The organism is Burkholderia seminalis DSM 23518, from assembly GCF_902832885.1.
In the GTDB taxonomy this organism is placed as follows: Bacteria; Pseudomonadota; Gammaproteobacteria; order Burkholderiales; family Burkholderiaceae; genus Burkholderia; species Burkholderia seminalis.
Window position 1 is genome coordinate 24103 of sequence record NZ_CADFDK010000005.1, and the last position, 21129, is coordinate 45231.

The window sequence follows — 21129 nt, forward strand, 5'->3', positions numbered from 1 at the left end:
CGAATGGAACACGTCGCACCCGCCGGAGACAACGCCGCGAACGACTTCACAGCGACCATTTCAGTTCTCCGTAGAAGGTACGGCCCGGATACGGATGGAACACGTAGTAGCGGCGATCCGTCAGGTTGTCGATGCCGAGCGATGCGGTCCAGTGACGATCGAGGCGATAGCGCGCCTTCAGGTCGACGACCGTAAACGAGCTCGTGCCGCCGTACACGTCCGGATTCACATCGCTGTTGTCGAGCGTGTTGAACTGGCGGCCCGAGTAGCGCACGCCGACGCTCGCGAGCCAGTGCTCGTCGAAGCGATAGGACGCCAGCAGGTTCGCGCGCATGCGCGGAATGCGCGGGAAGCGCGAGCCGACGTAGGCAGGATTCGCGGCATCGGCGAGGATCTGCGCATTGCTGGCCGATACGTTCGCGTCGATCGCGAGCCCCCTCAGCCCGACGTTCTCGCCGCTGAACGCGAGCTCGACACCGCGTACGCGCACGCGGTCGACGTTCGAGACGTTGGTGACGGTCGTCGCGCCCGACACGGTCGTCTGGCTGTAGATCGAATCGCGCAGGTCGCTCTGGAACACGCTCGCACGCACGACGCCGACACCGACGTCGCGCTCGGCCGTGAAGTCCCAGTCGATCGCCTTTTCCGGCCGCAGGTTCGGGTTGTTGTTGACGATCGCATTGTTCGAGATCGTGCCCTGGAACAGCTCGCCGACGGTCGGGAACCGCGTGCCGGTCGCGAACGACAGCCGGAAGCGCCACACGTCCGTCGCGTCCCATTGCAGCGCAACCTTCGGCGACAGCGCGTTCGCGCTGCGATCCGCATAACCGAGCGTGCCGCCCGCGTTGCCGAGCGCGCCGCCGTAAGCATCCCAGCGCTCGTAGCGCAACCCGAGCGTCGCGAGCCAGCCCGGCGCGAAGCGCCACGCATCCTGCCCGAACAGCGCCTGCGTGCGCGTGTCGCCGCGATAGACGCTCGCGAGCGACGTGGTCGGCCCGGCGAGCCAGTCGGCCGTGTTGTACGTGACGTTGCGCAGGAAGTAGTTGTCGTAGTGGTAACCGAACGTGAACGTGTGGCCCTTCACTGCCGGCGCCTCGGCCTTCAGGTCGAGCGTGCGCCAGCCGGTGCCGTCGCCCTGGAACAGCGTGCCCGCCCCGCCCTGCACGGTCGAGGCCGCGCGCAGCACGTCGCGCGACACGTCGTACGCGGACACGACGCCCGACAGCCGCCAACCCGAATCGAGCCGGCCGTTCAGGCCCAGCGCGTACAGCCAGTTCTCCTGGTCGCCGCGTTGCGGCGCGAACGCGTTCGGCGCGACGGTCATGTTCCGCCCGCCGATCGACACGTTGCCGCCGTAGACCGGGTTGCCGGCCGCGTCGCGCAGGAAGGTTTCGCCGTGCTGCCGGTAATGGTTCTCCCAATGCCCGAGCGTGAGCGTCGCATCGACGCGGTCGGTGAACGCGTAGCCCATCCGGACCGTCTCGTTGAGCTGCTCGGTCCGCTCGATCGTCTGCGCGCCGACGATCGTCCGCGGCTTGCCGTTCGGCCCGATGTCGGTCGCGGCACCCGTGACGGGTACGGCGGTGCCCAGCTTCGGGGTGTAGGCCGAATTGGGACTCGCATACTGCATCGGCTGACCGTTGTTCTCGAGCCGGTCGAGCGACAGCGCGAACCAGAACCGGCCGACGCGGTCGGCGATCCGCGCGGTCTGATGATTGCCGCCGAAGCTGTTCGCGAATCCGTAGCCGTCGTGATAGCGCTGCGTGAAGAATTGCGTCGACAGCGACGCCTCGAGCTCGTCCGGCCGTCGCGTCGTGAGCAGCACCGTCGAGCCGATCGCGTTGCCGGGATACAGCGCGGAAAAGGGGCCGTAGAGCACGTCGACGCGCGCGATGTCGTCAGGCGGAATCAGCGACCAGCGCGGCGGGTACGCATAACTCGACCCGAGCAGGTTCGACAGCAGCACACCGTCCGCGTACACGAGCCCGCGCGCGCTCTGCAGCTCGTTGAAGTCGCGGCCCGCGAACACGCTGTTGCGGTCGCCGATATAGCGCTTGCGGACCATCAGGTTCGGCGCGTACTTCAGCGCGTCCTCGGTGGTGACGTTGGTATGCGACTCGATCTGCTCGCGCGTGATCGACGTGACGACGGCCGGCGTATCCGGATCGACCGGCTGCCGCTGGGCGGTCACGCTGACGGCGGTCAGCGTGCCGCCGGACGGTGCCGGCGGCACGGCGGCGCTGGCCGGGCGCTCGACACCGCCGGGGACCGCATCGGCGGGCGCATCGACCGCCGATGCGGCGTGCGCGGCGGGCCACGCAAAAGCGGCCGCGCATGCGAGCGCGAGCCGGCCGCGCGGCAACCGCGCGACGTGGGTAAACGACATGAAGTGAATTCCTGAAAACGTGATCGGACACCGCCGGGCACGCGCGCGCGCCGCGCACGCACGACGCGGCGCGCGGACCGGGCCGCGGACGGCACGCGCGCCGCCGGGGCGCGCACGACATCAATCAGATCGGGACGTTTTCAGGCGGGGCCCGCGGCTGCGCGAGACGAATGCGCTTGCGGGGAAAATCGGGAACGGCCGGCGCGGCCACGCGATACGCGAACGTCCGCACGAAGCCCGGCATGTCGGGCAGGCGCGTGCCGAGCGCGAGGTTCGCCGCGAAGCCCGGGCAGTACACGCAGTGCGGCACGCCGGCATGGTCGAACGACGACGTGTCGCGGTCGTCGCCCGCTTGGGCGAGCACGACCTGGCGCGCGCCCGCTGCACTGCACAACTCGAGCGTGAGCGCGCCCGACCCGCTCGACGCAAGACGCGCGTAGCCGACGACGGGCGACAGTACGTTCAGTACCAGCGCCAGCCATACGAGGCCGATCCATCGCGTCGTTCGTCTCATCGCGGTCCAGGAAAAAGTGCGCGCAAGTATAACAAGCGACCCGATTGTTGCTGAATGCGCAGGAGGCAATAGCGGCCATCACACCTCGCGCCGCAGCGCATGTGCCGTTAATACAACAGAGACAAAATCTAACGATTCGCCACTGGCATAAATCCAAGCACGAGGTTGATAATCATCGAACCTGCTGGAGAAATGACCATGGACGAAAGACCCACTCGCATGCCACCGCCCGAGCAAGTGATGAGCCCGGATCCGGAACCCGTCGGCGTGGAATTCCTCGCCGAATTGCCCGAGCACGTGCGGGCATTCTTCGACGAGCAGCACAAGCTGTACTCGCCGAAGTGAACGCCTGTCCGGTTCTGTAACCGCCACGTGTCGATCATCGCTATCGTGCGGTTCATCACTGCGCATCGCGCGCCATTCGCCTCGCACCCGGGCCGCAACAGCCTGACGGTGCCGGATCAGCTCGCCTGCTGATTCTTCTGTCGCGTCGCTACGCCGCGCGACTGTCTTCGTCTATCCTTCTGGTTTTCCACCTCCGGTCCGCCCGGCTCCTCCGATCATTCCGATGAAGCAAGCCATTCGTGCCAGCGTCGCTGTCGCCGCGCTCGGTGTCGCCCTCTTTTCGTCGCCTCACATTGCCCGCGCCGACGGCGACGACACCGCGCTCACCAACCTCGTCGCACTCGCGTCGCAACGCCTCGCGCTCGCCGAACCGGTCGCGCGGTGGAAGTGGGCGAATCAGAAGGCGATCGAGGACCCGCCGCGCGAAGCAGCCCTGCTTGCGTCGGTCGAAAAGCGCGCGACGCAAGCCGGCGTCGATCCGGCATTCGCACGGACGTTCTTCGAGGACCAGATCACCGCGAGCAAGGACGTGCAGAACGCACTGTTCGCGACCTGGCGCACGACGCGGCCGCCCGAGGGCACACCGCCCGACCTCGCGACCAGCACGCGCCCGGCGCTCGACCAGCTGACGCAGAAAATGCTCGCGGGCCTCGCGCAGGTCGCGCCGCTGCGCAATGCGCCCGATTGCCAGGCACGCCTCGCGCGCAGCATCACGAACTGGAAAACGCTGACGCGCTACGATTCGAAGCAGACACAGGCACTCGACACCGCGCTGTCGCACGTCTGCTCGGCCGGCGGCGCCAGCGCGATCGGCTGACGCGGCCGGCGCCGCGCGCCCCCCCTCAACCTGCCGGCGTGAGCGCGGCGAGCGGAATCAGTTGCAGCCCGCGCGCGAGATGCGTCTGCAGCAGGCGATGGGTAAAGGGTTCGAACGTGCCGTCCGCCGCCTCGGCGGCGAGCCGCGCGGCCGCATCGAGCGATTCGGCCGTGCCGAGGTAGCGCCAGCCGTCGATCACATGCAACAGGCGGCGCTCGCCGTTCGCCTCGAACGCAACGGCGCCGTCGAACGGCCAGTGCGCATTGCCGCCACGCACGCCATCGGCCGCGGGGCGCCGGTTGTACGACGGCCGCAGTTGGGCGATCCATTGCGCTTCCGCCAGCATCGCGCCCAGTTCGTTGCCGGTCTCGCGCCATTCGACGCGCCGCACCTGCTGGGCCAGCCGCATCTCCTTCGACGAACGGCGCTCGCCGGTCAGCAGCGCGCGCAGCCGCTGCCGCACCCTCACGCTTCGGCCCACATACAGCGGCGCGTCGCCCTCCCCGAACAACGCATAGGCGCCGCAGCCGGCAGGCGCGGTGTCGAGCCACGCCTCGGTCAGATCGCCGCCCAGGCGGAAGTGGCGCGTCGTGCGCGCGATCTGGTCGCGCAACCGCTCGAGCGGCACGATGTCGTGCAACTGGCGCCAGAACTGCCACAGCAGATCGGCATCCGCCAGCGCGCGGTGGCGCGCAGCCGGAACGAGACCGTGCCGCTCGATCAACGCGTCGAGCCCGTGCCGCGATTCGCGCGGGAACAGCGCGCGCGACAGCCGGACCGTACACAGCACATCGGGATTGAACGCCAAGCCGGCGCGCTCGAATTCGGCGCGCAGGAAACCGCGATCGAAACTCGCGTTGTGCGCGACGAACAGCTTGCCGTCGAGCCGCTCGAACAGCGCCGGCGCGAGCGACGCGAACGACGGCGCGTCGCGCACCATCGCATCCGAAATGCCCGTCAGTTGCTGGATGAACGGCGGAATCGCCTGCTCGGGATTGACGAGGCTCGTCCACGTCGACACGCCAAGCGGACCGATTTCGACCACGCCGATTTCGGTGATGCGGTGCTCGGCGGGCGAGCCGCCGGTGGTTTCGAGGTCGACGAAGACGAGCGGTTGTTCGCTGGCGGGATCGGACGGACGAGAATCAGACATGAAAAGACAGGAAAACGATGCTTCCGTGAGTATGCACCGGCAAGCATGGCCACGGCCAGCGCGGACCGAAGCGATTCGTCCCCGGAAAACAAAAAGCCCCCGCGATGCGGGGGCCGGACGTGATCGGCAATGCGTGGCGCGTCAGACCGCCTGGATATTCGCTGCCTGCTTGCCTTTCGGCCCGACTTTGACGTCGAACGAAACACGCTGGTTTTCCTTCAGCGTCTTGAAGCCGTCCATCCGGATTTCGGAAAAGTGCGCAAACAAATCTTCACCACCATTGTCCGACGTAATAAAACCAAAACCTTTAGCATCGTTAAACCATTTCACGATACCGGTATCCATGTCTTCGTTCCCCACTCGATTAGATCAAAAAAGCTATTTTTATAGCCGTTTCCCGAAATCCCGAAACATTGCGCCAGCACCCGCACCAGCACGCCGCCCGAGGACGGAGTGCTGACTTTATAAATTGGACAATCCGGGTGCGTCAAGAAGATTTTTGACGTTAGTTTTATCGAAAAAGCGCTAATACCACTGGAATCGGTACACCACCGCCTTTGATTAATTGATTCGCATCAAAAACCTGTCAATATTACCGGGAACGGATCGGCGGTAATCCCGACGATGAAATTCCTACCGGGGACAAATCAGCTCGGTAAATCCCTCGGGTTTTTTCCGGGTTGCGAAAATCCGGGGACGTTGAGATGCTGACACCACGCCGACAGGAAGGAGAGGGTCATGTGGCTGGACGGAATCAAGCGCTTCGCGAGCCGGCTCGGACGCGTACGCCGCAAGTCCCGCGCCCTGGCCGAGTCCGCGCGCGAAGCGCCGTGCGACACCGAATTCGATACGACCTGGCACGGCGACCACTGGCAGAACCTGCTCGCCTCGCCACTGGATGCCCGTCACTACGTGATGGAAGACTGGACCTATACACCGCCGCCGACCGATGCCGAGGAAGCCGCGCCTGCGCCCAAGCGCAAGCGGCGCTCGTACGCGCAGTAGCGCACGGACCGGCGGGGCAAAAAAAAAGCGCGACTGGGAAGTCGCGCCGACAAAGGTTTGGAGATCTTTTCCGTCAACGAAAAAGTCTGCTTCGGAAAGCAGAGATCGCAGTATAGCAAGAGAACAACCTTTCATTAGCCATGCTCCACACAAACCTCTATTGCCGATGTGTCAATAATCGCGCTACGGCCTCCCTCGCCGGCCGCTGACCAGGTGTCGCGATCGCGCAACGCCCGTTACGGAGTCCTGAACGCCATTTTTCTTCGCTGCACCGCCGCAAACCCTTGATGTGCAACCGTTTACGCGCATCCCACGATCTTTGCGGATTCCAAAATACATTATTGCTTAAAGCGTCACCCTCCTCCGCTTCACGCACTCCGCACACTGCAGATGGCTTTCTGACAAGCGCACCGCCGCTCTGCCGGTCACAGCGTCACGCACATCAGCCCGGTCCGGCAGCAGGTTCGATCGACATCATCCTGTTTGGAGACAGATCCATGAAAAAAACCCTGATCGTCACCGCGTTGTCGGGTGTATTCGTTACCGCCGCACACGCACAAAGCAGCGTGACGCTATACGGCCTGATCGACGCCGGCATCACCTACACGAACAATCAGGGCGGTCACAGCGCCTGGCAGGAAACGAGCGGCTCGGTCAACGGCAGCCGGTGGGGCTTGCGCGGCACCGAGGATCTCGGCGGCGGCCTGAAAGCGATCTTCACACTGGAAAACGGTTTCGGCATCAACAACGGCGCGCTGAAGCAGAACGGCCGCGAGTTCGGTCGGCAAGCGTTCGTCGGCCTCGCGCACGACAGCTACGGTTCGCTGACACTGGGCCGGCAATACGACAGCGTCGTCGACTACCTCGGGCCGCTGTCGCTGACCGGCACGCAATATGGCGGCACGCAGTTCGCGCACCCGTTCGACAACGACAACCTGAACAATTCGTTCCGGATCAACAATTCGGTCAAGTACCAGAGCGCGAACTACGGCGGCCTCAAGTTCGGCGCGTTGTACGGGTTCTCGAACTCGACGGCGTTCGCGAACAACCGCGCCTATAGCGGCGGCGTGTCGTACAGCTACCTGGGGTTCAACTTCGCCGCGGCCTACTTGCAGCTGAACAGCGACGTGAACGCGCTCGCGCAGGCCGCATCCGATCCGGGCGCGGTGACCGGCGACTGGACCTTCGCGTCGCGCGTGCAGCGCACCTGGGGGGCCGGCCTGAATTACGGCTTCGGCCCCGCCACGGTCGGCTTCGTGTTCACGCAGACGCGTCTGACCGGCATTCGCGCGATCAGCGCGGGGCAATCCGGCGTGTCCGGCGGCATCACGGGCCTCGGCGGCACCGCGCGCTTCAGCAACTATGAAGTCAACGGCCGTTACGCGTTGACGCCGGCCCTGTCGCTCGCCGGCTCGTACACGTACACGCAGGGGCGCCTGGCCGGCGACAAGCCGACCTGGCACCAGTTCAACCTGCAGGCCGACTATGCGCTGTCGAAGCGCACCGACGTCTATCTGCAGGGTGAGTTCCAGAAGGTCAACAACGACGGCCTCGACCTCGGTGCCAACATCAACGGGCTCGGCGCCGCCTCCTCGACCAACAAGCAGATCGCGGTCACGGCCGGCATGCGCCACCGCTTCTGAGCGAAACCCGCCCGCAAGCCGGATGACGAAGCGCCCCGCCGGGGCGCTTTTTCGTTGCCGCGCCGTGCGCGCGGGCCGTGGCTCAGGCGGTGCCCTGCGCCGGATAGCGGACGTCGAGTATGTCGATCGGCTGCGGGCCGGCCGGCGTCATCAGCGTGACGGTATCGCCGATCTTCGCCTTGATCAGCGCACGTGCGACCGGCGAGATCCAGCTGACGCAGCCATGGTCGAGATCGACCTCGTCGATCCCGACGATCGTGATCGTGTGATCCACGCCATCCGGCGTCTCGTAATCGACCGTTGCGCCGAAGAACACCTGGTCGACATTCTCCTGCCGGCTCGCGTCGACGACTTCGGCGAGGTCGAGCCGCTTCGTCAGGAAGCGAATGCGGCGATCGATCTCGCGCAGCCGCCGCTTGCCGTAGATGTAGTCGCCGTTCTCCGACCGGTCGCCGTTCGACGCGGCCCACGACACGAGCCGCACGACCTCGGGGCGCTCGACGTCGATCAGGTTCAGCAGCTCGTCCCTCAGCCGCTTGTGGCCGGCCGGCGTGATGTAGTTCTTCGCCCCCGCCGGAATCGCGGGTTGAGCCTGGTCGAGATCGTCGTCGTCACCGTCCGACTCTTTGACAAACGCCTTGTTCATGATGCGGGTTCAACGTGGATGACTGATGCTCCAAGGGTACACGAAGGGCCGCCGCGAAGGCCATGCCGCCTAATTCGCGAATAAGGCTTCCCTTTTTATACAACCCTGCTATAATTTCGCTTCTGCGTGCGGCTGTAGCTCAGTTGGATAGAGTACTTGGCTACGAACCAAGGGGTCGTGGGTTCGAATCCTGCCAGCCGCGCCACTTTTTCGAGGGCCTTCCCAACCGAAGGCCCTTTCAGTTCGAAGCAGTAGAAGTTTTGTTTTGCGTGCGGCTGTAGCTCAGTTGGATAGAGTACTTGGCTACGAACCAAGGGGTCGTGGGTTCGAATCCTGCCAGCCGCGCCACTTTTTTGGGGGCCTTCCCATCGCAGAAGGTTCCGACAGTTGAAGCAGTACCGTTTTGCGTGCGGCTGTAGCTCAGTTGGATAGAGTACTTGGCTACGAACCAAGGGGTCGTGGGTTCGAATCCTGCCAGCCGCGCCACCTTAAAAGGGCTTTCCTTCGGGAAAGCCCTTTTTTCTTTTCCGCCGCCCCTCTTCCCTCGCGCGCGTTGCCGCAGGTTCATACCGCTGCCGGCATGAAAACGGCGGCCATTGGCCGCCGTCCGTCGATCGATCGCCCGCACACCGAGCGCGTCAGTAATCCTGCCGCTCGCGCTCGATGCGCATGCCGCCGTCGTGGCGCGCATGCGCTCCGTCGTCGGTCGAACGCTCGCGCATGATCCGCATCACGTCCGGATTGGTGCGCACGCGCCGCATCACGTTCGCGAGGTGCACACGGTCGCTGACCTGGATCACGAAGCGCAGCACCGTCGATTCGTGCGTCAGATCCTCGTCCATCGCGATATGCACGATGTTCGCGTCGGCCGACGTGATGTCCGCCGCAACACGCGCGAAGATGCCCTTCGTGTTCTTCACGAGCGCCTTCACCGCGACATCGAACAGGCGGCCCGGCTGCGGCGCCCATTCGACATCGATCCAGCGGCCCGGATCGCGGCGATGGATACGCTGCGCGACACGGCAATCGGTCGTATGAATCGCCATCCCCAGGCCGATGCCGATGTAACCCATGATCGCGTCGCCCGGAATCGGCCGGCAGCAGGCCGACAACTGCACGGACATCCCCTCGGTGCCGGTGATCACGACCGGCGGCGCATGGTGCGCGGCATGCCGCTCGGACTTCGGCAGATCGTCGTCCGCGTCGCGGCCGCTCATCAGCACCTCGATGCGCTTGGCCATCACCGCGGCGACGCGGCGGCCCAGGCCGATGTCCGCGAAAATTTCCTGACGGCTCTTGTTGCCCGTCCACTGCACGAGCTTCTCCCACACTTCCGGCGCGACGTCGGCCAGTGCAAGACCATAACCCTTCAGGCTCTGGTCGACGAGCCGCTCGCCCAGCTGGACGGACTCGTTCAGGCGCATCGTCTTCAGGTAGTGGCGGATCGCCGAACGCGCCTTGCCGGTACGCACGAAACCGAGCCACGCGGGATTCGGCTTCGAATACGGCGCGGTGATCACCTCGACGATGTCGCCGCTCTTCAGCTCGGTGCGCAGCGGCAGCAGCTCGTTGTTGATCTTCACGGCCACGCACTGGTTGCCGAGATCGCTGTGGATCGAATACGCGAAATCGAGTGCCGTCGCGCCGCGCGGCAGCGCCATGATCTTCGACTTCGGGGTGAACACGTAGACCGCGTCGGGGAACAGGTCGATCTTCACGTGCTCGAGGAATTCGCTCGAATCGCCGGCTTCGCTCTGGATGTCGAGCAGCGACTTCAGCCACTGGTGCGCGCGCTTCTGCACGTCGCTGAGATCGGCGCTGCCGTTCTTGTACAGCCAGTGCGCGGCGACCCCGGCCTCGGCGATCTCGTGCATCTTGCGCGTGCGCACCTGGAACTCGATCGGCGCGCCGAACGGGCCGACGAGCGTCGTGTGCAGCGACTGATAGCCGTTGATCTTCGGGATCGCGATGTAGTCCTTGAACTTGCCGGGCACGGGCTTGTACAGCGCATGCAATGCGCCGATGCACGTGTAGCAGTCGAGCGGACTGTCGACGACCACGCGGAAACCGTACACGTCGAGCACCTGCGAGAACGACAGCTGCTTGTCGCGCATCTTGCGGTAGACGCTGTAGATGGTTTTCTCGCGGCCGGTGATCTCGGCGTCGATCTTCGCGTCGGCCATCGCGCGCTGCGCGGCCTCGAGGATCTTGCTGATCACTTCGCGGCGGTTGCCGCGCGCGGCCTTCACGGCTTTCTCGAGCGTCGCGTAGCGATGCGGGTTGAAGTTCGCGAAGCTCATGTCCTGCAGCTCGCGATACGTGTTGTTCAACCCGAGCCGATGGGCAATCGGCGCGTAGATGTCGAGCGTTTCGCGCGCGACGCGGCGGCGCTTTTCCATCGGCACCGCGCCGAGCGTGCGCATGTTGTGCAGGCGATCGGCGAGCTTGACGAGAATGACGCGCACGTCGCGCGCCATCGCGAGCAGCATCTTGCGGAAGTTTTCCGCCTGCGCTTCCTCGCGGCTGCGGAATTCCATCTTGTCGAGCTTCGACAGGCCGTCGACCAGCTCGGCGACCTTCGGACCGAACCGCTCGGCCAGCTCGTTCTTGGTCACGCCCTGGTCTTCCATCACGTCGTGCAGCAGCGCGGCCATCACGGCCTGCGCGTCGAGCTTCCAGCCGGCGCAGATTTCCGCGACGGCGACGGGATGGGTGATGTAGGGCTCGCCGCTCTGGCGATATTGACCGAGGTGGGCTTCGTCGCTGAAGTGGAACGCCGCCTTGACCTCTTTGATTTCGTCCGGGGCGAGATACTCGGCCAGCACGGTGGTCAGTTTCGCGATCGAAACGACACCGTGCTTGCGCGGCTGCTCCGGAGTGGCGGTCGGCCCGAACAGATGCCGGAAGGACTGTTCGAGGACCGCGTCGATGTACTGGCGCGCAGGCGACTGGGCCGTGGCTTCGGTGGTCGAATCCGCGGAGGCGGACGATGGGGTGGTGCTCATATTCGCCTCCAGGTCGAGTCGTTGCGCGCGTGGATTACATGGCTGGAACGGGCCGGATGCGCGTTACACCGGCACCTTCTTCAGCATCTCGACGCCGACCTGGCCGGCAGCGATTTCGCGCAGCGCGACGACGGTCGGCTTGTCGCGGCTTTCGATCTTCGGCGTATGGCCTTGCGCGAGCTGCCGCGCGCGGTAGGTGGCGGCGAGCGCCAGTTCGAAGCGGTTCGGGATTTGCTTCAGGCAGTCTTCGACGGTAATGCGAGCCATGTTGGTAATTCCTTCTGAATATAGTCCTTATTCTACCTTATGTCCCTCGTCCCCCGCGTCATTCCGCGTGGGGCAGATGGATGCCGAGCTCGATGAACAGCTCCGTGTGTCGCGCGTACTGCGAAGCAAAGCGCAGGCGCGTCGCGGCGACGATGCATTCGAGCTCCGCGAGCGCACGCTCGAAATTCTCGTTGATCACCACGTATTCCGCTTCCGACGCGTGCGCGATCTCGCTGCCGGCAGCCAGCAGGCGCCGCGTGATCACGTTCGGTTCGTCCTGGCCGCGCTTCTTCAGCCGCTCCTCGAGCGCATCGAGCGACGGCGGCAGGATGAAGATGCCGACCGCGTTGCGGAACTGCTTCTTCACCTGCAACGCGCCCTGCCAGTCGATCTCGAGCAGCACGTCGTGGCCGCTCTTCATCTGCTCTTCGATCCAGACGCGCGACGTGCCGTAATAGTTGCCGTGCACTTCCGCGCTCTCGAGGAATTCATGCGCCGCGTGACGCGCGCGGAAATCCTCGACGGTCGTGAAGTGGTAATGCTGGCCGTCCTGTTCGTTCGGGCGCGGCTTGCGCGTCGTGTACGAGATCGACAGGCAGATGTCGCGGTCCTTCGACAGCAGCGCATTCACGAGCGTCGACTTGCCGGCGCCCGACGGCGCAATGACCATGAACAGGTTGCCGGGGTAGACACCCGCGTGAAGCGTATGCGTGTCGTGAGTGGGGTGGATCATGTTGCGTTACTCCAGGTTTTGCACTTGCTCGCGCATCTGCTCGATCAACAGCTTGAGCGCCATCGACGCGTCGGCCAGTTCCTTCGCCGCCGCCTTCGAGCCGAGCGTGTTCGCTTCGCGATTCAGTTCCTGCATCATGAAGTCGAGGCGCTTGCCGACACGGCCGCCCTTCTCGATCACATGACGCGTTTCGTTCAGGTGCGCGGTAAGCCGCGACAGCTCTTCCGCGATGTCGATCCGGATCCCGTACATCGTCACTTCCTGACGGATGCGTTCCGCGGCTTCCTCGCGCGTGACGATCGTCGCGCCGCCTTCGGGCGCCGCGAGGCCGAGCGCTTCCTGCAGGCGCTCGACGATCTTCTGCTGATGCTTGGCGATCAGCTCCGGCACGAGCGGCGTGATGCGCGCGACGATCGCTTCCATCTCGGTGACGTTCGACAGCAGCATCGTCGCCAGTTGCGCGCCTTCGCGCGAACGCACGACGACGAGCTCGCCGATCGCTTCCTTGCCGCACGCGAGCACCGCGTCGCGAATCGCTTCCGCCGACACGCCGCTTTCGGCGAGCACGCCCGGCCAGCGCAGGATCTCGCCCGCGCGCAGGCGGCCGACGCCCGGGAACGAATCGAGCACCGCACGCTCGAGATCGGCAAGCTGGCCGAGCGCCGACTGGTTCAGCGCGCCCGCGCCGATGCTCTGTTCGCCGCGCTGCAGGTTGATGCGCACGTCGACCTTGCCGCGCGACAGCTTGTTCATCAGCATTTCGCGCAGCGCGGGCTCGCACGCGCGCACGTCGTCCGGCATCCGGAAATTGAGGTCGAGGAAGCGCGAGTTCACGGTGCGCAGTTCGACCGACACGCTGGTGCCGCCGTTGCCGGTGGCCGTCGCGAGTTCGCGCGTCGCGCTCGCGTAGCCCGTCATGCTGTAGATCATGGTTCGTCTCGCCGTCTGGGTGCCCTCGCGGGCGGGGATGTGTCGAAGCGCCCGGCGCATCGGAAAACGCGGGGCGGGAAGCGCGCATTATCCCATTTTTGCGGACCACCCCGCCGGGCAAGCCCGCCGTTCGGCGCTAAAATCGGGGTTTCCTCTCCTTCCGCGATTTCCCCATGACGTCTTCCGTTTCCCGCCCGAGCGGCCGCCGCGCCGACGCACTGCGCAAGGTCGCCCTCACGCGCCACTACACGAAACACGCCGAAGGCTCGGTGCTGGTCGAATTCGGCGACACCAAGGTGCTCTGCACCGCGAGCGTCTCCGAACGCGTGCCCGAGTTCCTGCGCGAGCGCGGGCAAGGCTGGCTGACCGCCGAATACGGGATGCTGCCGCGCGCGACGCACACGCGCAGCGACCGTGAAGCCGCGCGCGGCAAGCAGACCGGCCGCACGCAGGAAATTCAGCGCCTGATCGGCCGCGCGCTGCGCGCGGTGTTCGATCTCGAGGCGCTCGGCCCGCGCACGATCCACATCGACTGCGACGTGATCCAGGCCGACGGCGGCACGCGCACCGCGAGCATCACCGGCGCCTTCGTCGCCGCGCACGATGCCGTGTCGACGCTGATCGCGGCCGGCAAGCTCGCGCGCTCGCCGATCACCGACCACGTCGCCGCGATCTCGGTCGGCGTATACGAAGGCGCGCCGGTGCTCGACCTGGACTACGCGGAAGATTCGCAGTGCGACACCGACATGAACGTCGTGATGACGGGCGCCGGCGGCTTCGTCGAAGTCCAGGGCACGGCCGAGGGCATGCCGTTCTCGCGCGCCGAGATGAATGCGCTGCTCGACCTCGCGCAGGGCGGCATCGCCGAGCTCGTGCAGCTGCAGAAGGATGTCCTGGGCGCCGGCCATGCCTGACGATCGCACCCTCGCGCCGCTGTCGCGCATCGTCCTCGCGTCGAACAACCCGGGCAAGCTGCGCGAATTCACCGCGCTGTTCGCGACGGTCGGCATCGAGATCGTCCCGCAGGGCGATCTCGCCGTGCCCGAAGCGGAAGAGCCGTTCGGCACGTTCATCGAGAATGCGCTGACGAAGGCGCGTCACGCGTCGCGGCTCACCGGGCTGCCGGCGATCGCCGACGATTCGGGCCTGTGCGTGCGCGTGCTGCGCGGTGCGCCGGGCGTCTATTCGGCACGTTACGCGCAGCGTGCGGGCCGCGACAAGGGCGACGCGGCGAACAACGCGTATCTCGTCGAGCAGCTGCGCGGGGTCGACGACCGGCGCGCATACTATTGCTGCGTGCTCGCGCTCGTGCGCCACGCGGACGATCCCGAGCCGCTGTTCGCCGAAGGGCGCTGGGCCGGCGAGATCGTCGATACGCCGCGCGGCGAGCACGGATTCGGCTACGACCCGTATTTCTACCTGCCGGCGCTCGGCGCGACGGCCGCGGAACTCGATCCGGCCGTGAAGAACACGCACAGCCATCGCGCGCTGGCGCTGAAGGCGCTGCTGGCGCGGCTCGCGGAGGAAGCATGAGCATGCCCGTTACCCGTTCGCCGCAGGGGGTTGCATGAGCCAGGCCGCGCAAACCGGCGCGCGCGTCGTCGCGACCTTCACGTCGCCCGGCCAGGTGCGGCTCACGTCGCTGCCGCCGCTCGCGCTGTACGTGCATTTCCCGTGGTGCGTGCGCAAGTGCCCGTATTGCGATTTCAACTCGCACGAATGGAAAGGCGAACGATTCCCGGAAACCGAGTACCTCGATGCGCTGCGTGCCGATCTCGAGCAGGCGCTGCCGCTCGTGTGGGGGCGGCAGGTGCATACCGTGTTCATCGGCGGCGGCACGCCGAGCCTGCTGTCGGCGGCCGGCCTCGACCGGATGCTGTCCGACGTGCGCGCGCTGCTGCCGCTCGACGCCGATGCCGAGATCACGCTCGAGGCGAATCCGGGCACGTTCGAGGCCGCGAAGTTCGCGCAGTTCCGCGCGAGCGGCGTGAACCGCCTGTCGGTCGGCATCCAGAGCTTCAACGAAACGCACCTGAAGGCGCTCGGCCGGATTCACGATACCGCGCAGGCGCGCGCGGCCGTCGAGATCGCCGCGAAGAACTTCGACAACTTCAACCTCGACCTGATGTTCGCGCTGCCGAACCAGACGCTCGACGAATGCCGCACCGACATCGAGACCGCGCTGTCGTTCGCGCCGCCGCATCTGTCGCTGTATCACCTGACGCTCGAGCCGAACACGCTGTTCGCGAAGTTCCCGCCCGTCGTCCCCGACGACGACGCGTCGGCCGACATGCAGGAGTGGATCCACGCACGCACGGCCGAGGCCGGCTACGGACGCTATGAGGTGTCCGCGTATGCGAAGCCGAATCATCAGTGCAAGCACAACCTGAACTACTGGCGCTTCGGCGACTACCTCGGGATCGGCGCGGGCGCGCACACGAAGCTGTCGTTCCCGAACCGGATCCTGCGGCAGGCGCGCTACAAGCATCCGGCGACCTTCATCGAGCAGGCGAAGGCCGGCACGGCCGTGCAGGAAGAGCGCGAAGTCGGCGCCCGCGACCTGCCGTTCGAGTTCATGCTGAACACGCTGCGGCTCGTCGAGGGCTTCCCCGTGCACAGTTTCGCGGAGCGCACGGGCCTGCCGATGAGCACGATCGAGCCGGCGCTGCAGGAAGCGGAGCGACGCGGGCTGATCGCGCGCGATTTCGCGCAGATCGCGCCGACACCGCTCGGCCAGCGTTTTCTCAACGACCTGCAGGAATTGTTCCTGCGTGACGATTGACGGGATGAACGCGGCGGCATTTCGGTTACAATGCCGCCTCGTGTGGAAGCGTGGCCGAGCGGTTTAAGGCACCGGTCTTGAAAACCGGCGACGGGAAACTGTCCGTGAGTTCGAATCTCACCGCTTCCGCCAGGAAGTTCGCCCAACCCCGTCCATTCATCGAATGACGGGGTTTTTGTTTGGCGGTTTGCCCGTGCGTGCGTGCTCCTCACGTTCCGACGCGTCGCGCCGGATGCCGTTACAATCCCGCGCTCCGATTCGCGAAACGGGAAACCCACTTCATGAAGCCCCTCATCGTCTCGTCGCTCGTCGCCATGCTGGCCGCCGTCAGCACGCATGCGGCCGCCGACACCGCGTCCGGCAGCGGCGCGCAGGCATCGTGCGCGATCGCAACCGTCAGCGGCGTCGGCGGTTCGCCGCGCGGCCTGAGCGAATACCTCGCGAGCCCGGCACCGTACAACTACCTGAAGGACAACGATCTTCAGTGCAAGGTGTCGGACGACGGACGCACGTCCAATTGCACCGGCGTCACCTACCTGCGCAACGAACAGGTCAGCGTGTACGACGATTCCGATCCGACGACGCTCACCGTCGTCGCGCGCGTGGAACTCGACCACGGCCAGAAATACCCGGTGATCATCGTCGTGCAGCGCAAGGATGCGCGCTGCAAGCCATGACGCCGCCTCGCACGCGCCGCTTCCAATCGGGACGGAACGTGCCCGAATGCCGCGCCGGAAGCCTCCCGGCCCGCCCCGCGATCACCTAGAATTCGTTCAACACGGCGACACGACCGCCGCCGCGTACTCGATGCCGCACGCGCCACCCCTGCGCGCGGCACACGGAGATCGCCATGACCGAACTGTCGAGCGCGACGCAACCCGTCGATTACGAAGGCTTCGAGATCCATGTCGTGCCGGCCGCCGCGCCCGGCAGCGACACGCGCCATACCTACACCGGCTACGTGTGCCATCCGGGCGCGAACCCCGCGCTGCCCGGCCATGCCGTGGCGTTTCACGCGGATGGCGAGGAAAGCTTCGCGACCGTCGACGAGGCCGTCCATGAAGCCGTGCACATCGGCAAGAGCATCATCGACGGCACGCACCCCGACCTGTCGGTACTGTCGCTCGTCACGCACGGCTTCTGAACCCGGTGAAAGGCCTCGCGGGCGATCGCGCGGCCGGCTGGCCGCGGTGCGCACCGCCGGGCCGTCATGCCCGGCCGGACGATCGCGGCGTGCCGTGCCTTTCAACCTTGCGCCACGCACGCAGCCGCCACGCGTCGCGTTACATCGCGATGCGCGATGCGGCCGCCCGGCCGTCATCATCGGCGATCACAGTGTCCGGCCTCGCGCGCTATGCGTTTCTCCCCATATCGTCTCGCGCCGGGACGCCTATCATTTTTTTATAGTCCCTTCCGGCCGTCACCTCATGCGCCCCCCCTCTCCGTCCGCGCGTCGCCCGGCTGCGTGTTGCCGCGCTGACCGTCGCCGCCCTGCTTGCCGCGTGCACGATCACGCCCCCTTCGTCGCTACACTCGGTGCTGACGATTCCGTCGATCGTCCGCAGCGGCAACCTCGACCAGTATCGCGTCGAAGTCGCGCACCGCGTCGCCGAGCGCAATCCGTCCGGCATGCTGCGCGGCACGCCGCAGGCGATGCTCCGATCGCTCGTCGTCGTGTCCTTCACCGTCGACGGCAGTGGCCGTCTCGTCAACGCGTCCGTCTATCGCAGCAACGGCGACAGCGAGGCCGAAGCGCTCGCCCTCGCATCGCTGCGCCGCTCGACGCCGCTGCCGGCGCCGCCGTCGCGGCTGCTCGACGGCAACGGCCGGCTCGAACTGATGGAAGGCTGGCTCTTCAACGACGACGGCCACTTCCAGCTGCAAAGCACGGCGTCCGCGCAGGCGCAATCGATCGACTGACGCGCCGCCGCCGCGCGATTGCCGGCCTGCGGCGGCGCTGGCTATAATTTTCCGCACCCGCGCGGCCATCACGCCGCGCGCGCGTTCGCGCGCTCCACCCGGCACGCGAGCCGACCACGCCGGCACCGGGCGGCGGCGACCTACCCGTCTCCATCGTCGACCGGCGGGTGACGTCCGCGTCACGGCGCGCGTCCACGCCGCCCTCGCGTCATCCGCAGCACCCGCATCATCCGCTCGGCCGCACCCGGCAGGCGCCCGCCTGTCCGGCCGCACCCCCGGCCGACCGCCCCAACGACAAAACGGAGACATCCATGTCCGCATCCCCCCCGACCGTTGCTCACGCAACCGGTTCGGCCGGCGCCGTCAGCCACCGGCGCATCGTGTTCGCGAGCTTCATCGGCACCGCGATCGAGTTCTACGATTTCTATGTGTACGCAACGGCCGCCGCGCTCGTCATCGGCCCCGTATTCTTCCCGCATGGTTCCGCGACCGCACAGGCGCTGTCCGCGTTCGTCACGTTCGGCATCGCGTTCATTGCCCGCCCGATCGGCTCGTTCCTGTTCGGGCACTTCGGCGACCGCATCGGCCGCAAGTCGACGCTCGTCGCGTCGCTGCTCGTGATGGGCGTGTCGACCACCGCGATCGGCTTCGTGCCCGGCTACGACGCGATCGGCACGCTCGCGCCGGTGCTGCTGTGCGTGCTGCGCTTCGGCCAGGGCATCGGCCTCGGCGGCGAATGGGGCGGCGCGGCGCTGCTCGCGACCGAGCACGCGCCGCGGGGCAAGCGCGGCTGGTTCGGGATGTTCCCGCAACTCGGGCCGTCGGTCGGCTTCCTGATGTCGAACGGTCTGTTCTTCGCGCTCGCGCTGTCGCTGTCCGACGAGCAGTTCCGCAGCTGGGGCTGGCGCATTCCGTTCCTCGTCAGCGCGGTGCTCGTCGCGCTCGGCCTGTACGTGCGGCTGAAGATCACCGAGACGCCCGCGTTCCAGGCCGCGCTCGAGCGCAACGAACGCGTGCGCGTGCCGGTCGCGACGCTCGTCACGCAACACTGGCAGCCGACGCTGCTCGGCGCGCTCGCGATGGTCGTCTGCTATACGCTGTTCTATATCTCGACGGTGTTCTCGCTGTCGTACGGCGTGACGGCGTTGCATATTCCGCGTCAGAGCTTCCTCGGGCTGCTGTGCCTTGCCGTCGTGTTCATGGGGCTCGCGACGCCGCTGTCCGCCTGGGCGTCGGACCGCTTTGGCCGCAAGCCGGTGCTGATCGCCGGTGCGATCGCCGCGCTGCTGTCGGGTTTCGCGATGGAGCCGCTGCTCGGCAGCGGCTCGATGCCGCTCGTCGCGCTGTTCCTGACGATCGAACTGTTCCTGATGGGCGTGACGTTCGCACCGATGGGCGCGCTGCTGCCGGAGTTGTTCCCGACCAACGTCCGCTATACGGGCGCGGGCGTGGCATACAACCTCGGCGGGATCCTCGGTGCGTCGATCGCGCCATATATCGCGCAGCTGCTGGCGGCGCGCGGCGGGCTGTCGTGGGTTGGCGGCTACGTGTCGATCGCGGCGGCGATCAGCCTGATCGGCGTGCTGCTGATGCGCGAAACGCGCGACGCATCGCTCGTCTGAGCCTCCGGGGCGACCCGGGTTGCGCGGCGGCAGGCGCTGCCTATACTCGATCCTGGGCGCGCCGTTGCGCGCCCGGGGATCCCGCCCCGAAAGGAGCCGCCGCCATGACCATCCGCCTCGGCAATGCCGATCTCGTCCTGATCCTCGCACTCGCGCTGGGTGGCGCGCTGCTGCTGGCGCTGCGGTTCCGGCCGAAGACGTGGCGCGGCCTCGTGTTCGAGGCGCTGCTGGCGAATCTGGCGGCTGTCGCCGCCGTCATCACGGTCGAGGCGCTGCTGGCCTGAACCGGCCGGCGGCCCGGCTTTCAGGCGGTCAGTCGCGCGCGCTGCGCTCCATAGGCAGGGGCGACCGCATCGATCGCATCCAGCGCCTCGTCGACGGACGGCATCGCGCCGGGCTCGCCGATCGACAGCGCGTTCGGCGCACCGCCGATCCCGCAATGGTGGCGCGACGTCGCGACGAAAATCATCACGGTCGGCCGCCGCAGCGCGTGCGCCATATGGACGAACCCCGTATCGACCCCCACCACCAGCGCGGCCCGGCCGAGCGCCGCACCAAGTTCGCGCACCGTCATCGCCGGTAACACGATCGCGCCCGGCGCGCGCGCGGCGATGTCCTGCGCATCGTCACGCTCGGCGCTCGATCCCCACGGCAACAGCACCCGCACACCGCTCGCCATCATCTGCGTGGCCAGCGCGGCCCAATGGTCGGCCGGCCATTTCTTGTCGGGATTCGACGTCGCATGGAACAGCAGCATGAACGGTCCGCCGTCGGTCACGGCCGGCGGCAGGTTCGCGTCCTGCGGCGGAACGATGCCGTATGACGCGATGCCTTCGGGCCGGTAGCCGAGCGCCTCGCCGGCGCTCACGCGCATCCCGTGCCACGCGTCGCAATCCGGCCGCGGGCCGAAACGATGCGAATACGCGAAGCGCGCGCCCGCTTCGCCGAGATCCTGCGTCTGGTAGCCGACACGGCGCGCGGCGCGTGCCAGCGCCGAGATGATCGCGCTCTTGTAGACCCCGTGCAGATCGATGACCGCATCGTAGCGATGCGCGCGCAACGCGCCGATCGACGCCGAGATCGCCTTCAGGTCGCCGACGTTCCGCAGCTTCTTGAAGCGACGCAGCGGCGCGCACAGCACGGCGCTCACGCCCGGATGCCAGCGCACGACCTCGGCACACGATTCGTCCACGGCCCAGTCGACCGCCACACCGGGAAAGGCACGATGCAGGTCCGCGACGACAGGGAGCGTCTGGACGACGTCGCCGAGCGACGTCACTTTCACGATGAGGATGCGTTTCACGTTTGCGGGAAAGAGCCAGCCATTTGGGGATGCTAACGACGGATGCCCGTCGCGGACA

At 66.5% G+C, this 21129-nt stretch carries 22 protein-coding genes and 4 tRNA genes; 16 read left to right on the top strand and 10 right to left on the bottom strand.

Annotated elements, in window-relative coordinates; genetic code table 11:
• Positions 1-46: 46 nt before the first annotated feature.
• Together HWX00_RS17100 and HWX00_RS17105 are read right to left on the bottom strand one after the other, a co-directional pair.
• The gene (locus HWX00_RS17100) at positions 47-2386 is read right to left on the bottom strand and encodes a TonB-dependent receptor (RefSeq protein ID WP_175868129.1); all 2340 of its coding nucleotides are present in this window, start codon (positions 2384-2386) and stop codon (positions 47-49) included.
• Between the two features lie 124 nt (positions 2387-2510).
• Positions 2511-2900: a DUF2946 domain-containing protein gene (locus HWX00_RS17105; RefSeq protein ID WP_034187392.1), complete on the bottom strand. Its 390-nt coding sequence runs from the start codon at positions 2898-2900 to the stop codon at positions 2511-2513.
• A gap of 240 nt (positions 2901-3140) precedes the next feature.
• Here HWX00_RS17105 and HWX00_RS17110 point away from each other — a divergent pair, with 240 nt between their 5' ends.
• Positions 3141-3245: a chorismate mutase gene (locus HWX00_RS17110; RefSeq protein ID WP_162484450.1), complete on the top strand. Its 105-nt coding sequence runs from the start codon at positions 3141-3143 to the stop codon at positions 3243-3245.
• 223 nt (positions 3246-3468) lie between these two features.
• Positions 3469-4062, top strand: a complete 594-nt coding sequence (locus HWX00_RS17115; RefSeq protein WP_034187391.1) for a chorismate mutase — start codon at positions 3469-3471, stop codon at positions 4060-4062.
• 25 nt (positions 4063-4087) lie between these two features.
• Here the strand turns inward: HWX00_RS17115 and HWX00_RS17120 are convergent, their stop codons facing one another.
• Together HWX00_RS17120 and HWX00_RS17125 are read right to left on the bottom strand one after the other, a co-directional pair.
• Positions 4088-5215, bottom strand: coding sequence for an exonuclease domain-containing protein (locus HWX00_RS17120; protein WP_034187390.1), 1128 nt, complete (start codon positions 5213-5215; stop codon positions 4088-4090).
• Between the two features lie 141 nt (positions 5216-5356).
• Complete coding sequence (locus HWX00_RS17125) at positions 5357-5560, bottom strand: cold-shock protein (protein ID WP_006476615.1); 204 nt, start codon at positions 5558-5560, stop codon at positions 5357-5359.
• Between the two features lie 393 nt (positions 5561-5953).
• On the opposite strand from HWX00_RS17125, the gene HWX00_RS17130 reads away from it, so the two are divergent.
• A complete protein-coding gene (locus HWX00_RS17130) occupies positions 5954-6220 on the top strand; it encodes a hypothetical protein (protein ID WP_034187389.1) in 267 nt (88 codons plus the stop codon).
• A 497-nt stretch (positions 6221-6717) separates the two neighbouring features.
• Positions 6718-7863, top strand: a complete 1146-nt coding sequence (locus HWX00_RS17135) for a porin (protein WP_034187388.1) — start codon at positions 6718-6720, stop codon at positions 7861-7863.
• Between the two features lie 82 nt (positions 7864-7945).
• On the opposite strand, the gene greB is transcribed toward HWX00_RS17135, so the two are convergent.
• Entirely contained in the window at positions 7946-8509 is a 564-nt protein-coding gene (gene greB, locus HWX00_RS17140) for a transcription elongation factor GreB (RefSeq protein ID WP_034187387.1), read from the bottom strand.
• Between the two features lie 128 nt (positions 8510-8637).
• Between greB and HWX00_RS17145 the strand changes: the two genes are divergently transcribed.
• From HWX00_RS17145 to HWX00_RS17155, 3 genes are all read left to right on the top strand, one after another.
• Positions 8638-8714, top strand: a tRNA-Arg gene (locus HWX00_RS17145).
• A 66-nt stretch (positions 8715-8780) separates the two neighbouring features.
• A tRNA-Arg gene (locus HWX00_RS17150) sits at positions 8781-8857 on the top strand.
• Positions 8858-8918: 61 nt separating this feature from the next.
• Positions 8919-8995, top strand: a tRNA-Arg gene (locus HWX00_RS17155).
• A 152-nt stretch (positions 8996-9147) separates the two neighbouring features.
• Here the strand turns inward: HWX00_RS17155 and HWX00_RS17160 are convergent.
• The 4 genes from HWX00_RS17160 to HWX00_RS17175 form a co-directional block, all read right to left on the bottom strand.
• Positions 9148-11514, bottom strand: a complete 2367-nt coding sequence (locus tag HWX00_RS17160; RefSeq protein ID WP_049032098.1) for a RelA/SpoT family protein — start codon at positions 11512-11514, stop codon at positions 9148-9150.
• 63 nt (positions 11515-11577) lie between these two features.
• The gene (gene rpoZ, locus HWX00_RS17165; protein WP_006025620.1) at positions 11578-11781 is read right to left on the bottom strand and encodes a DNA-directed RNA polymerase subunit omega; all 204 of its coding nucleotides are present in this window, start codon (positions 11779-11781) and stop codon (positions 11578-11580) included.
• Between the two features lie 58 nt (positions 11782-11839).
• Positions 11840-12514, bottom strand: a complete 675-nt coding sequence (gene gmk / locus HWX00_RS17170; RefSeq protein ID WP_034187385.1) for a guanylate kinase — start codon at positions 12512-12514, stop codon at positions 11840-11842.
• A gap of 6 nt (positions 12515-12520) precedes the next feature.
• Positions 12521-13444, bottom strand: a complete 924-nt coding sequence (locus HWX00_RS17175) for a YicC/YloC family endoribonuclease (protein WP_034187384.1) — start codon at positions 13442-13444, stop codon at positions 12521-12523.
• A gap of 173 nt (positions 13445-13617) precedes the next feature.
• Here HWX00_RS17175 and rph point away from each other — a divergent pair, with 173 nt between their 5' ends.
• From rph to HWX00_RS17220, 9 genes are all read left to right on the top strand, one after another.
• The gene (rph, locus tag HWX00_RS17180; protein WP_175027377.1) at positions 13618-14358 is read left to right on the top strand and encodes a ribonuclease PH; all 741 of its coding nucleotides are present in this window, start codon (positions 13618-13620) and stop codon (positions 14356-14358) included.
• A complete protein-coding gene (gene rdgB / locus HWX00_RS17185) occupies positions 14333-14977 on the top strand; it encodes an RdgB/HAM1 family non-canonical purine NTP pyrophosphatase (protein ID WP_175027376.1) in 645 nt (214 codons plus the stop codon). The genes rph and rdgB overlap by 26 nt, the downstream gene beginning before the upstream one ends.
• A 34-nt stretch (positions 14978-15011) precedes the next feature.
• Positions 15012-16226 (top strand): radical SAM family heme chaperone HemW, encoded by a 1215-nt coding sequence (gene hemW / locus HWX00_RS17190; RefSeq protein WP_034187382.1) that lies wholly within the window; start codon positions 15012-15014, stop codon positions 16224-16226.
• Between the two features lie 44 nt (positions 16227-16270).
• Positions 16271-16358 (top strand) — tRNA-Ser (locus HWX00_RS17195).
• A gap of 149 nt (positions 16359-16507) precedes the next feature.
• Entirely contained in the window at positions 16508-16903 is a 396-nt protein-coding gene (locus HWX00_RS17200; protein WP_175027375.1) for a hypothetical protein, read from the top strand.
• A 173-nt stretch (positions 16904-17076) separates the two neighbouring features.
• Positions 17077-17370, top strand: coding sequence for a hypothetical protein (locus HWX00_RS17205; RefSeq protein WP_034187362.1), 294 nt, complete (start codon positions 17077-17079; stop codon positions 17368-17370).
• Between the two features lie 317 nt (positions 17371-17687).
• Positions 17688-18146, top strand: a complete 459-nt coding sequence (locus HWX00_RS17210; protein ID WP_175027378.1) for an energy transducer TonB family protein — start codon at positions 17688-17690, stop codon at positions 18144-18146.
• Between the two features lie 311 nt (positions 18147-18457).
• Complete coding sequence (locus HWX00_RS17215) at positions 18458-19768, top strand: MFS transporter (protein WP_059557142.1); 1311 nt, start codon at positions 18458-18460, stop codon at positions 19766-19768.
• A 104-nt stretch (positions 19769-19872) separates the two neighbouring features.
• Entirely contained in the window at positions 19873-20052 is a 180-nt protein-coding gene (locus tag HWX00_RS17220) for a hypothetical protein (protein ID WP_034187359.1), read from the top strand.
• 20 nt (positions 20053-20072) lie between these two features.
• On the opposite strand, the gene waaC is transcribed toward HWX00_RS17220, so the two are convergent.
• Positions 20073-21071 carry a lipopolysaccharide heptosyltransferase I gene (gene waaC, locus HWX00_RS17225; RefSeq protein ID WP_034187358.1) on the bottom strand — a complete coding sequence of 333 codons (999 nt, stop codon included), beginning with the start codon at positions 21069-21071 and terminating at the stop codon, positions 20073-20075.
• Positions 21072-21129: the final 58 nt, after the last annotated feature.